Genomic DNA, 12,752 nt, shown 5'->3' with positions numbered 1-12,752 from the left:
CATTATCGCTGATATAGGGTAGCCCATCTACTCCCTTTTCAACTACCAAGTCCAAAAAGCCGTTGGCTTGACTCATATAGTAGTGAAGTACGTAGCTGCTTGGCAGCGTGGTACTACCACCACCGCCCCCACTGATTGGCTCGGCTACGATTGTACTCCAAGGAGAAGCAACGCTGTTTTGCCAGCTCCGGGCGCGCGCCTCGATGCGGCCTTGGGTGAAGTAGGCGTTTTGGAGCAGAAACGAAAAGTTTGCTTGTCCATTGTTGGGGCCGCTCAGCAGCGCAGGAGTCGCGGGAGCAGCCAACAAACCCGTGTTAGTGTAGACCCGCCAAGCCTCCGTGCCGACAACTCGGTAATTTAGCTCAAACAATCTCATAGGATTGTGAGGCAATTCCAAAGGAATCGTCACATTGATCTGGTTAGCCGCGTTGCGGGCTACTACGATAGGATTAGGAGCTGTAGGAGGCGTATCCCCTTCGGGTTCAGGTGCCACGGTTTCGCTCCACCAGCGACCAGAGTAGGCTACCCGCTCGTACTGCGTTTCTTCCACCACTGCCCCTTGACTCCACCAGCGACCCGAAAAGGCCACCCGCTCATAGAGCGTTTCGGTTATTACCGGCGCATTTGAATTGAAGGTAGTTTCGGCCAATTTCCATTCAGAGGGCACATTCTCTTTGTCGAGGTAGCGAACCCGTACCCCTACGTGCGTTACCCCCGTGGGAATGTGGGTTCGTTCCCACAGGTGTTCTTTTACTGAGAAGTCCGGTTGATTAAGCAGCACGTATTGAGTCCAATCCCCGTTTTGAATCCGATGCCGCATTTCCACCTGATAATAACCTGCTTTGCGGGTGATGTCTGTCCAAGTGACCTTGATGTCATTCACCTGCTGCACGATAGAAAGGCTTGTAATCGGCGCCACAACCCCACTCAGAACCGACGAAAGAGCCGGAAAAAAAGGCGTAAGCAGCTCGCCCAAAGGCATAATTTGTAGGCTATCGCCATCCTGCCCAATAATGACCACGTGTCCAGGCGTCAGGTTCTCACGTGAGAAGTTGGAGGAAAACCATGCAAGGGCTTCTTTTTGCTCCTCGGTGATGCTTTTAACGTGGGCTGGCACAGTCGGGTCAGCCTCTTCGGTGATAAGATTAAATTGATCACTTACCTGTTGCCAGTCAAAATCTTCTAGTGCATCGTTGATTAATTGTCCTACGAGACTTTGGATCCAAGTTGGTAAGTCACGCCACTCTTTTGTACCAACCCACACTTTTTGTACTGCATTTTCAGTAGGCGGCTCTATCGTTGGCTCCTTGTCATCTAATGCTTCAGCTACACCATTCGAACGTACTCCTTTCAGGCTTCCAATGGTTGGCGTCGCATCCAAATCAGTAGGCGCTGCAGGGGTTGCATCAGGAATTATATCACCACCCGGAACGAAGCCGGGCGGGAAGATGTCATCAACCATCGTAATTAGTGTTTTTGAATGCGTACTGATACTGAAATGTATGGTTGTAGAAGTTTTCTTCGTCGGTCTCATTTACCAGCGCATCAGCACTTACTACAATTGGAATCACTTGGCCGCCAACGTATTCATACTTGTAGCGACTCAGCTTAAAATCTTCAAAAAGATCTATTTGGGACAAGCTAACATTCCCACTTGCTACGCTAAAGTTGCGATGTGATTTAATGTTTGAGTCGGACAGGGGTGCTTGATTGGTGCTATATTGATGCGCAAGTACTGTTTCAATCTGGGTACTGGTATATTTGGTTTCACTAGCTGCTTTTCCATAGGTGCAGAAAGAATCCCAAGCCCCAAGTGAGTTCCACCATAGAAAAAATCGCTTATTTTCGCGATTCGCATAATCCACGAAGTACCTGTACTCCTGAAGCAGCTGTGTCGAACCAGCCCAAATCGAAACGTAATAAGACTTTACCCCTTTTTCGGGATTAACCGCAGGCACATTAAGCCCCAAGAAACTTACGTCGAAAGTAATTTTTTCGTAGAGCGAGACGCCAGCAAGTGCTGGATAATTGTAAGTCTGTAAGCTGTCATCTTGGTATTCTACCCTTATCCTGACGTTGATTTCTGCGTAAGTGCCTCTTGTATTGAAAAAAGTAAGGAAAGCAGGTTCGTCAATTTGTAGTACTCTCATATTGCTACCGTGCCTGAGCGCCCGATCGGCGTTACTATTTTCTCCCCTTACCCAATCAATAGGTATCTTGTTGAGGCCGCTTAAGTAGCCATTGCCACCCCAAATCACGTTTTTGTCGGTTGTCACTGCCGGGGTTCCAACTTGGGCACTTGCTTCAGCATACCGCAGCCGGTATTTCAACGCTGAAGCAGTGTGACGAATCGGCGCAAAACCCGCCCAGCTCCCCGGAAAATCGGGCTTTAGCTCGGCGTGGAGAAGGCTAGCAATGTCAACCTTGATTGAGGTTCGCCCCCCAAAAGGCAGACGCTCATCATAGATCGTCTCATAATTTAGTCCTCTTTTTATTTGGCACTCTAATTTCACGCCGTGGTTTTGCTTGAGCTTCGTAGCAACCCCATTGGTGAGGCTTCGCACTAATCCACCCTGAAAAGCATAGGGCGAAAAGTTGAGACCAATTTCTTTGCGCTTCGCGGTGAAAATAATGCGTGGAAAATCAGGGTCGTTAGGAACCTCCAGCGTAAAATCCCTATTCACGTAGAAATTAGCTTCGAGTACAGTTTTTATGGTACCGAGGTGAGCAATTTGGCCATTACCGGATGGGATTTCATTATTAGAAAGAGGAATGATTTTGGCCGTAAAACGCTGTAGATTCTCTCCCCATCGCAGTTCGATTACTATGTTAGGAGAAAGTGAGCCAGTGAAATATACATCATTGACAGCCAAGACCCCCTCGTTTTCATAAGGAGTATCGGTCGTGAAGGTAGCCACAATGCGATTTTGGCTAAAAGCAGCCGCTGGCAATGAAGAAATTGAAACACCCATACCCGAAAATAGGGTGCTTTATTACGATAAGAATAGGACACTAAGACCACATCGAAGCATTGACCCGAAACGGATCCCGGTATATTTTGATTTCTACGGAGTATCGGTATCCCCACGCGTAATTTAATACGGGTCCAATCCATTGCCCTTGTAGCCTAGTACTTATTTGCACCGGTGCACAATTATACTTGAGCGTTTTACTCCAAGCGTCCTTCTTCAGACGTGCGATGATTTGCTCTAGCAAAGGCACACAAGTTTCGTAGATATGAGACCTTATTTCATCAATCCCTTTGGTTTTCGTATCAACGTATTTCATCACCGACAGCCCTACTTGAAGGGTATCGGTCGTTACACTGCCTTCATCGATGTCATTGTCTGGAAATTCGAGAAGCAAAATTGGCCACCCTAATTCATTTCGTAGCGCACCCAAGGCCGTTTCGGCATTTTCAGGATCTGGTACCACAAAAAAATTGCGCTTACCATCGGCTCGTTTCAAGCCTATCAGCTGATTGGCGTAAGCTTGTAGGGTATTTTCAAGAAACGTAATCATGTTGTTTGGCTTTTGGTAAGGGATTTTTTATACGCTTCGTGGTCTTTGAGTCTCAGATTGAAGCTGGCGAGTATCTCGTATAGATTGGTATTTTTGATTACATCTACCTCACTTTGTTTGTGCTCCGCAAGCCGCACGGCCTGCTCTAGCCAATTGGAGCTTTGGGTAGTATCTTCAGAACTACCTTCTTGAAATACATAGGGAAAAAGACGTTTGAGGTTATACTTCCAACCCTGATAATTCAGTAGAATTGCGGTTTTGACATGAAAAGGCAAGTTTTTAAGCGCCTTGGCTCTCTCATCCACTTGCTTATTGTAAAATTTTGGCCGCGACCCCAAAAAATTATTGGGTCGATAGAAAATCGCAATAAACCTATCAAGCTCCCAACTGTCTTTTTTCTTGTAGTAGCGTTCAAGCATCGTCTCAGCATACATGAATTCTGCGAAAACCAAATTGCTTAGTTTCTCATTGGGTCCATGCCAAATTCGAACGCCTACCTTTATTTTAGAGATCAACCACTTAACAGGGAGCTCTTTGAATTCGCGAAGGTGCTGAAACGAAACTAAAAGGGTTGTCCGCTGGGTAATATTCATTTGAAAATACTCCTTCAGTGGAATATTTAACAAAATGGGAGGAATTGCCCAAACGTTTTCTGAGCTGCTTTCTACGCTCAACAGGATTTTTATTGTGGCCAGATACTGCTGAGAGTTCATCTCTTTCCATTCTGAAGGCCCTTCAAAATACCTTACTTCACCTCCTATGCTATACTGGATTTTTCTCATGCTACCACAATGCCAGAGTTGGTTGAAAAATATCCGTCGTCCGAACTTTTTGGTAAGGCTACGTAGCCATCTGGAAGATGCTCCTCAAGCAACCTGCGTAGCTCTTCCAGTGCTGCTTGGCCATCGGTCTCGTATTCATATATTTGGTCTGAAGGGTTATTGACTTTAGCTCCCACGACCTGAAAGCCAAATTCAGTCCGCTCATAAGTTCCGATTCGCAGTGCTTTTGCTACAGCAAGCAAAGCCAAAGCGGAACAAGCAACTTGCTTTATTTGCTTTTTTGCTTCGCTTTCTTCGTTATCTGGGTCAATTGCGAGCAAAGCTTCAAAAAAACCACTAGCGATCGGTACAATTTTCTGCTGCTGCACGTGGTAGAGCAGGTCATACATAGAAGCAAAAGTGACACGTGAATGAAAGGTTTGCACCAGCTCGTCGAAAGCACTGGCCGAGCGGATAAGTAAACTTTGGAATCTTTTGGCTTGCCTAGAATTTTTCCATATCGTTTTGTAGCCAGCGGTGCTTTCTGCATCAAGTGTTTCGAGCAACATATCTAACGACATCATCCCGGCGTCATAAAATTGCGCTCTCATATCAGCTTTGTCCTTATCTGAGAGTCGCCACATGTTGTCAGTTTTGGAGAAGAAAATCCCCTCATTACCAATCATGGCGCCCCCATTTTGAATATAGAGCGAAATGGCTAGATTGGCCAGCGTAAACCTCGCTTGCTCAACGATAACTTCATAGCCTTCCCCAGAGGTATTTTCAATAATATTTTTCCACAAATCACGTCCAACGATTGGAAAAATATGCTTCAGCTCCGCCAAGACAAAAAATGGCTTCATTGTTTGCAAGCTGAGGTCTGAAGTGACAGATACATAATCTTGCAACTGCTCGGTCGTGTCAAATAAGCCCATTAGGTGGTCACTTGTTTAGTGGATGCTCCTGTGTCCAGAGTAGTAAGGAGCGTTGTTTGATGAATGAAATCAAGCTTCGGATACTTCTTCTGCCAGCCGTTGAATCTCGCCACAAAACGCAATGGCTCCAGCTCAATTTCTCGGAGTGGCTTCATCTTTTCAAGGTAGATTAACAATGCTTCACGTTTATCGCTTCCTCCGGAGCGGCTTCCCATATCTTTGGACGCAAAGCCAGCCAATGTCAAGTCAATCGACAGTGCGTAAAAGAGGTTGGCAGTGGCTTCAAGACTATCCTGAACAAACTTTCCATCGTGGTTTGGATCTTTTATCGGCTCAATAGTCCATTGCTCTGAAGTCTTCCCATCTAGACTTTGTCCGTATTCAGAGACGAAAGCCTTGCCCGCATTTTTCTCGCCCGATAGGATTTTGTCAAACGCCTCAAAGTGTTCTTTCCTGATATTTTTTCGCTGCACCGCATCAGCCTTTTTCCATTTTTCGCCGTAAGTCTTTTCCCAATAGGAGCTAGGCACCTGTATGTGATAGGCTACTCGCATCTGAGTTTTCAGAAGATAGGCTTTGAGTGAAGGGATTTGGGTTAGGATTTCCATCCAACCAGATTGCCTAATACCGTCCCAAAAAGCGAGCTGATAGAAGTTGCGACCAGGAGAAGGATAAGAGCAGGGGTAAATGAATTTATAGTCGTTTGACTGTCCCCGGGTTGCCTCTACGATATCGTAAGCGTAAGGGTTAATGGCAGGGATTTCGGTTACGTACTTATCGCCCTTTTTGGCTTTTGGCCAGTTGGCCGACACCAACACGGATTCGCAAATACCCTGCTCATTTTGCTTTGCCCAACGGCAGTGCATTGCCTCATTGGGCGAAATAAGCGCGATTTTCTTCCGGTCTTTGGTAAGAATCAGTTCTGGGAAAGTATTCTGAAACCAGAAAAGGTCGACCGCGCACTCACGACGATAACGTTTGAAGTGAGCATTGTTCATAAACTCCCAGATTTCGGGATCATCTACTACTTCAATTACCTCTTTGATGCCTTGATTGTTTACCTCATAATGCTTAATCACGGGCAAAATGGTAGACCCTGAAAGCATATTGGCGTGGAAAAACAACGATGGTGGAACCACTGCTACTTTCATGGCCTGTTCCACGATTCTGCGTGGAAAATCATTGTCCTCACCCCAAAAGACAACTTCGGAAGATTGCCATTTGTTCTCTTCTACTACGGTCATGGTAGGCGAAGAGCCGGGCATGTCTCCCTCAGTGATCACAACATTGCTTTTGCCTAACACATAAGCATTTTCAGAAACTTCAATTACCATTACGCTATCTCTAAGTCGTTGACGGATAAGATTAAGTCAATATGAATCCTGTAATTTTTCATCGAGTCCTCATCATAGAAATCCCTCCAAGCCCGTCGCCTATAATGTTTCTTTTTGCCATTTTTCGGTTCAGATTTTGGATGGTACATGCCCATGAGTCTCGCTTTATGAAGCGTTACCAAGTCGCCTCCAGTGTTACGTTTTCTATCGGCAGTGCAAAAGGTGATTTGATTGCAACGAAAATCCATTCCGTCGCCTTGAGTAAGAAAAAAACGCTGAAAAGCCTCCTGAACAGTAATCATGACCGAAGATATAAGCAGAATTAGCGTACGATTCGGACAGTTACTTTCTCACCTTGACATTTCTTTCAATCAGCTTCCAACTTTTTATTACCGAAAAATCGAAGACAATAATCACATCAGAGGAGTTGAGAATAGCGTACTTTTTTGAGGGATAATCCACAACACCCTTAATCCTCACAGATTTGTATCCCTTTTGCTGCAAGTCATACACCATTTTCCGAAATGCACTATTATAAGTTGACTGGCCACGAAAGTTGATGGTATGCTCACAGTCTTCAATTTCAAATTCATGCACAAAACCCCCGTTTTCCATAAATTCATCCTCCGCATCGCTAGTTGCATAGAGCCGCGCTAAAAAAAGATGAGAAGCAAAAAACAACGCCTGAAATCCATACCGAGATTTCTTGTGTTTTTTAATTTGGAAAGTCTCTGAAGCTGATCCTTTATATACAATCATAACGAGTTGACGCTTAAATGCTGATTTTAGGGGTGTTTTTGATGTTTTTTTAGGTCAAAAGAACCCTGATTGCGCTTTAACATCGTGACTTTTAGCCTAAAAAATGGCTATTTGAACACCGAATTGTATTTTTTTTTCTTCTATCTATTTCACAAACAGGCATTTGGCGTTTTCCCTGAAAAAAATATAACCCGCACTGTCGGGCGTCAGCCATCGGGCCCCTGTCCCGTGTTGCAATTGCAACGCTGCCGGTCGGGCGATATATGATTAAATGATGTAAGTCTCAGGGATTGTGAAGCCTTCGCTCTCTCGCTCGCGGTGCATCCCAAAGTATACGATGTCGGCTGCATCAGAGAGGTGAGGGGCATCGACCTGGTCAGCGTTCTTGTCACGCTCAAGGTATTTGTCTTTGGCGTATGGATCCTTGCCTCCCAATTTAATGTCTGTTTCACTCATGGAACCAAGCAGCTCTGCACAGTTATCTTCGTTGAAGAGAGGGTACATTACTTGAGGATCATTGCCTTCGAAGCCTATACCCCATAACATATTACGAGTATAAGAGCTAGGTGTGAAGCCTATGTATCTTTCATCAACGTCCCATCCAAGGTCTCGGAGTTCGTCGACTAACTCATCCTTGGGGTTCTTATCTGAGACTGAGTTAGACTGGATGTGAGTGTGGTCGAAGTAGAAGATAAGTTTCTTCTTATAGTAATAGCGATAGTAGTCATTGAATAAGCCTGCTAGATCCTTGACACGTTGTGGATTCTTCACATACACATTCTTAAGAAAGCGACAGCATGCTCCATCAGGTTGAGCAGTTACAATACAGTTGAAGCTACCCCCAAAGTCAGGAGCAGCGTGCAGGGCTATCATGCGATTAAGGTCGAGGTCTTTCTTACAATTGTTCAGCAGACCTTTTCCATAATCAGTTTCAGGTAAGGCATCTACTACACTATAATCGATTGCATTGTACTTATGCCTATCACCCAGCAACCCATAAAAAGACTGTTGGCCACCAATGGGGCGCTTATTAAGAATCGCTCTATTGTACTCATAGCTTGGTAATTGCTTACGCTGCCGGTCGAAGAATGACTCACGTAACACATCAATGTTTTCGAGCGTGTCGGCTTCGGAGTAGTAGGATAGATCCTTTCTGAGCAGGAACAGTTCTTTCATGTAGCGCATAACCTTACGACGTCGGCCAATGGCCAACTGCTCCATGGGGATATGCTTGGGGTTGAGGCGATGCAGCTCCACCAAGATAGCTTTCACCAAGGCTACTGCCTCCTTATCCATTGTTTTCTCACGCTCAAATAGCCATTTGCCACTTGGCGTATTGGGCATGTCACTACACAAGCAGACCGAATGATGTAAGTAACTACCCGAAAAATACCGCTCGTTTCCACGGTTGGCTGGTAAAAGCTCATCGTCATAGCGTTGTTTGTTAAGGAACCGAACCTCATCACCGACGATCCAATCAATTGAGAGACCATTGGAACTACCGGGCCGGTCCTGGCTTACCAATCGCATCGCGGCCACTTGCTTGGCATTGGCACGTACAAATACGCTATGCTCTGCTGTTTCGGGCGAAAAGTAAGGTAATTCCATCGCATAACGCTTGTCTGGAAATTTGCGCACCCAAAAGTCAACGTCACGACGCATTCCCAAATCCTGCCAATGTTTGAGGATTGGCGGCAAAGTTCGGTCGAGGATTTGGAGATAGGTTTTCGCTACGTTGACACCGGTCGAGCGTGGCATTTCCTGAACACACTTGAGCGTGCGTACGGATAATCGCCCTTCTGATTTTCCAGTCGCTCGACCCCAGAGATTCGTTTCTTCGTTGGCATCAATCAGCATACCGACGAGCTGTGGTCTATTGTAATGTACTTTCTGTCCGTTGGGGGAGGATTGGTATTGCATTGGGGTTTTCCATTAATTCATCGTAGGTTACATCGATTGCCTGCGATTCATTTTTCTTACGTTCACGGTATTTTTTCAGCTTCAGCTCAAGGTTTTGGATAGGTTCAAACCCTAGCAGTGTGGGATCAAACACAGGATTGATCTCAATGATGACTGGCGCTGGGATCAAGTTGTCTGGCTCCATAAAGCCGAGCACTTCAGCAAGTAGCTTGTCTGCTTTCGTGGCTTCTCCAGCTGCTTTGGGTTCAGTGTCTACAATGGCATCGAGCTTGTGCCTTCTTTTTTTTAGACGATGCACCATCATGACCTTCTCAGCCTCCTTATTGACTTTCTCCATGCTCGCAAAGAACTTCATGGTGTTGTAGACATCGATGTAGGCTTGTTTCTCGCTGATCTCAAATTGTTGCATCATTACATTGACGAGCTCGCGATTTGTGAACGGCTCATAAGTGATGTACCATTCGCGGCACCACGTCCAACGTTGTAGCTGCTCTTGTTGTTTTTCACTTAGCTTCGAGTTAGGGTTAGTATAATGCCGGTAGATAGCATCAAAATCGTCCTGAAAACGTTCATCTAAGCTTTTTTTTGACTTTGCGACGGCTTTCTCTTTTTTCATTGATGTAAGTAATCTTTCACTTCTGCGGTTTCGGCCAGAGCGGTCAGCTCCAGTTCATATTTTTCTAATTTCTTCTGTAGTTTGGCGATATCGTCGGGCAATATGGCGGCAATCAATTGCTTTTTGGTACGCGAAATGTAGCTTCGAAGGTTGAGAAATCGACGCAATGGACTTTCTACGACCGGTATCGGTTGATATAGGTGACCTTGCTGCTCATAGAGATCAATCCGCCCAAAGAGATCATCAAGCGTATCAGAAATCTCCAAAATCTGGAAAGCCTTGGTTTTTCGCTCCTCCTTATCTACTACCCTCAGCTGGGCTTTCAGAGCAGCTCGTTCGTTCATCAGGCTTTTGGTGGCACGTCGCCATTCTTTCACCTGTTCGGGCTCATTGTTGTTGGCTTCAATGTGCTGCTCACGAAGCTCCTCTTCGAGCTGCGTGAGACTGGCCAAAAGCTTCTCCTGGTTGTAGCTACTACTGCCGAGCAAAAGCACCCAATAGGTGCCGTTTTCGCCAATCCACTTTTGGTAGTGTTTCACACCTTCGCTATAATCTTGGTGTTGCTTCCATTCTTCAAGGGTAGCGAGGATTTTGGCTCTTTCTTCATAGGACACAGCGCGCATAAATAATTTATTTTGTTATACGTTTTCTGGGTTTTATCTAATGAAAAAAAGTCGGCCAATGACCGACTTTTTCCTTTTTACCATCCTTCCTAGTTCTCTACTTTTTTCACAAAAGGACATTTTGTGGAGAAGAGCCATTCTAAATCCGCTTGAGATGCTTTCCCCACATTGGCGAAATATCGACCTCGGTGGTGAATCGGCATACTACCATCCTTGTTAGGCACCAGTCCGATCACTTGGTAGGTCGCCGCTTTTTCGTCTGGAGCTGCCACGTCAGTAGTATTTAATACTTCAGGCGATTCCTCTGCTTCTTGATTTGCTTTTTTTGCCATGACTAAAAAAGAGGTTTAGGCTTGTGGTGTCAACTGTACGGTACCAGTATAATGTACCTCAAATTTTTGGGCGGCGCTGACCGTAAAATTATACATGGCACCCTCACCCGTTACCTCACCACCAGCCTTGGTGGCGGTCATCGTTGCCTTATGCTTGAACCCACCGATGATCTCATACTCGCCCGCAGGGGTTGAGTTCGGTTTGCTGAGGAAAACGTAAGGCGTGTTGCCGTCTGAGATATTGAACAGAGAAATGGACTGTAAATTATTCCCTGGTACGGCAAACTCCAAACGTGCCATTTTCGCACCACTGTTGCCGGCCGGCTCATAGTTACTTTTCACCGTGTTGGCTTTTGCTTGGATTTTTTTCCAGCATTTTCCAGCCTTGAAGACGGGTACCGTATCAATCAAGAATTTATCGCGCAGTACCGTTTCACTCACAGGTGCTTCAGGTACGCTCACAAAATCCGAAAGCAGGGCGTAGTATAACTCATCCTCGTTACCTCCAGCGTTGGGGTTACAAGGGTCATTGTTTTCGACGATATCAATTACTTCACACATTTTTTCTAAAATTTAAGCCTACGTAGCGTACAGGCTCCCGTAGCCTTGGTGAAAAAAATTACTTTACTTCGCGCAAAAAGCCGACCTGAGCTTCGATTAGTTTAGCCAAAAGTTTGGCGTCTTTCAATGCCTCAATCGTGTATTCTTTTCTTTCGAAGATAAATTTCTTACAAGTAACCTCATAGGTTTTGCCTTTATGGGTCACTTTAGGCAGCCCAGAGCTGATGGACGCTTCCGGTTTTTCATCGAGTTTTTTTTGAAGCTCGTCGATCACCCCTAGCAATTCCTTTTCGCGCTCGGTGGGTGCTGGGGGATTTTGGTTGTTTTCCATGCTTATGGTATAGTTTAGGGATGGGCACTAGGCCCATCCTTTAGGTTTGATCGTTGGTAAACACAATTTCTGGGATGATAAACCCTGCCCCCATCCACCAGTCGGTAAGCAGCTTCACCTGACGGTCGAAAGGCTGGATATCAAACTTGGTCATGTTGTTGGTTTTCTTCTGAAGTAAGATTGCGTTTTCTTTTGGTGTCGCAAAAATCCGGCTACAAGCCGTACCGTTCGCTTTCAGGTTCATCGACGGGATACCCGCCAAAGTAAGATTGGTGAACTTCACTTTGGTCACGCCATTGGCGTTGTCCTCCGTATTGGTGTCCTTCCCGTACTTCTTGTTGTAGCCTCTCTTGAACTTCAGTACAAGATCCTCGCTCTGATAGATTGTCATTGGGATATTGCGGTAGGCTTGTTCAATCCCGGCGTGGAACTGTTCAAGATAGTCCACGTAATCCTCGTCATCGGCCGGAATCGCACCAAGGGTGATTGGCGTAATACGGCCTGAAGTGATGTGGTCGGCGATTATTTTTTGGAGGCCGTCCATCGAAGTCCCGGCCGCGCCTGGCGTATTGGCAGTAGGCGCTGTGTACACCCCACGGCCAATCTCGTTAAGCTCGATGTCCTGGGCGATTTGAGGAATGATTTGGGTCTCAATCCACCAACGGATAAACGGCCATTCGCTACGTTTCACGTTCTCATCGGCCATAAACCCAAACCATGATGCTTCGAGGTCATCAGGCGTTTCAGAAAGGTCGGCTTTCATTTGAAACTGACGGATTTCTACCGGCACAAAAGTCGTGGTTCCGGTCGGCGTGAAAGCCTTCTGAAACGGCTGCACGATTCGGCTGTGGCGTGCTTCACTAGCCCGCCAAATCGTATCATCGGTATACACGGGCGTAAACATCTTAGGCGTTACGAGCTGACGACGTAACTTTTGATGAATCCGCGTCAAGTTTTGTCCTTGATTGAGGTAGTACGCCCCAAACTCGGTGATAATGTCTTGGATATTCATTTATCGTTTTGAAAATTAAGGTGGGTAATGTGGGTACTTACAGTGG

Annotated in this window: 15 protein-coding genes; all 15 read right to left on the bottom strand. The window is 45.8% G+C overall.

Annotation, left to right across the window (positions count from 1 at the left end):
- Positions 1 to 1,462: hypothetical protein (locus G563_RS0112615; RefSeq protein ID WP_028665630.1), on the bottom strand; the 1,462-nt coding region annotated here is incomplete at its 3' end.
- On the bottom strand, positions 1,455 to 2,972 hold the full coding sequence (locus G563_RS0112610) for a hypothetical protein (protein WP_028665629.1): 1,518 nt from the start codon (positions 2,970 to 2,972) through the stop codon (positions 1,455 to 1,457). The genes G563_RS0112610 and G563_RS0112615, both read right to left, overlap by 8 nt.
- 40 nt (positions 2,973 to 3,012) lie before the next feature.
- The gene (locus tag G563_RS0112605; RefSeq protein ID WP_028665628.1) at positions 3,013 to 3,522 is read right to left on the bottom strand and encodes a hypothetical protein; all 510 of its coding nucleotides are present in this window, start codon (positions 3,520 to 3,522) and stop codon (positions 3,013 to 3,015) included.
- Positions 3,519 to 4,304: a hypothetical protein gene (locus G563_RS0112600; RefSeq protein WP_028665627.1), complete on the bottom strand. Its 786-nt coding sequence runs from the start codon at positions 4,302 to 4,304 to the stop codon at positions 3,519 to 3,521. Before G563_RS0112600 ends, G563_RS0112605 begins: the two co-directional genes overlap by 4 nt.
- Positions 4,301 to 5,218, bottom strand: a complete 918-nt coding sequence (locus G563_RS0112595; RefSeq protein WP_028665626.1) for a DUF6712 family protein — start codon at positions 5,216 to 5,218, stop codon at positions 4,301 to 4,303. Before G563_RS0112595 ends, G563_RS0112600 begins: the two co-directional genes overlap by 4 nt.
- A complete protein-coding gene (locus G563_RS0112590; RefSeq protein WP_028665625.1) occupies positions 5,218 to 6,552 on the bottom strand; it encodes a hypothetical protein in 1,335 nt (444 codons plus the stop codon). The genes G563_RS0112595 and G563_RS0112590 overlap by 1 nt, the downstream gene beginning before the upstream one ends.
- Positions 6,552 to 6,854 carry a hypothetical protein gene (locus G563_RS0112585; RefSeq protein WP_028665624.1) on the bottom strand — a complete coding sequence of 101 codons (303 nt, stop codon included), beginning with the start codon at positions 6,852 to 6,854 and terminating at the stop codon, positions 6,552 to 6,554. Before G563_RS0112585 ends, G563_RS0112590 begins: the two co-directional genes overlap by 1 nt.
- A gap of 40 nt (positions 6,855 to 6,894) precedes the next feature.
- Positions 6,895 to 7,311: a hypothetical protein gene (locus tag G563_RS0112580; RefSeq protein ID WP_028665623.1), complete on the bottom strand. Its 417-nt coding sequence runs from the start codon at positions 7,309 to 7,311 to the stop codon at positions 6,895 to 6,897.
- 267 nt (positions 7,312 to 7,578) lie between these two features.
- On the bottom strand, positions 7,579 to 9,069 hold the full coding sequence (locus tag G563_RS0112570) for a hypothetical protein (RefSeq protein ID WP_157585287.1): 1,491 nt from the start codon (positions 9,067 to 9,069) through the stop codon (positions 7,579 to 7,581).
- Between the two features lie 115 nt (positions 9,070 to 9,184).
- Positions 9,185 to 9,847, bottom strand: coding sequence for a hypothetical protein (locus G563_RS0112565; RefSeq protein WP_028665620.1), 663 nt, complete (start codon positions 9,845 to 9,847; stop codon positions 9,185 to 9,187).
- The gene (locus tag G563_RS0112560) at positions 9,844 to 10,470 is read right to left on the bottom strand and encodes a hypothetical protein (RefSeq protein WP_028665619.1); all 627 of its coding nucleotides are present in this window, start codon (positions 10,468 to 10,470) and stop codon (positions 9,844 to 9,846) included. The genes G563_RS0112565 and G563_RS0112560 overlap by 4 nt, the downstream gene beginning before the upstream one ends.
- 89 nt (positions 10,471 to 10,559) lie before the next feature.
- Positions 10,560 to 10,802 (bottom strand): hypothetical protein, encoded by a 243-nt coding sequence (locus G563_RS0112555; protein ID WP_028665618.1) that lies wholly within the window; start codon positions 10,800 to 10,802, stop codon positions 10,560 to 10,562.
- Between the two features lie 15 nt (positions 10,803 to 10,817).
- Positions 10,818 to 11,363 carry a hypothetical protein gene (locus G563_RS0112550; RefSeq protein WP_028665617.1) on the bottom strand — a complete coding sequence of 182 codons (546 nt, stop codon included), beginning with the start codon at positions 11,361 to 11,363 and terminating at the stop codon, positions 10,818 to 10,820.
- A gap of 58 nt (positions 11,364 to 11,421) precedes the next feature.
- Complete coding sequence (locus G563_RS0112545) at positions 11,422 to 11,694, bottom strand: hypothetical protein (protein ID WP_028665616.1); 273 nt, start codon at positions 11,692 to 11,694, stop codon at positions 11,422 to 11,424.
- A gap of 40 nt (positions 11,695 to 11,734) precedes the next feature.
- Positions 11,735 to 12,706: a hypothetical protein gene (locus G563_RS0112540; RefSeq protein WP_028665615.1), complete on the bottom strand. Its 972-nt coding sequence runs from the start codon at positions 12,704 to 12,706 to the stop codon at positions 11,735 to 11,737.
- Positions 12,707 to 12,752: the final 46 nt, after the last annotated feature.

Origin of the sequence: Runella zeae DSM 19591 (assembly GCF_000423565.1) — a bacterium.
Lineage (GTDB): Bacteria > Bacteroidota > Bacteroidia > Cytophagales > Spirosomataceae > Runella > Runella zeae.
This window is presented reverse-complemented; position numbering and strand designations above follow the sequence as displayed.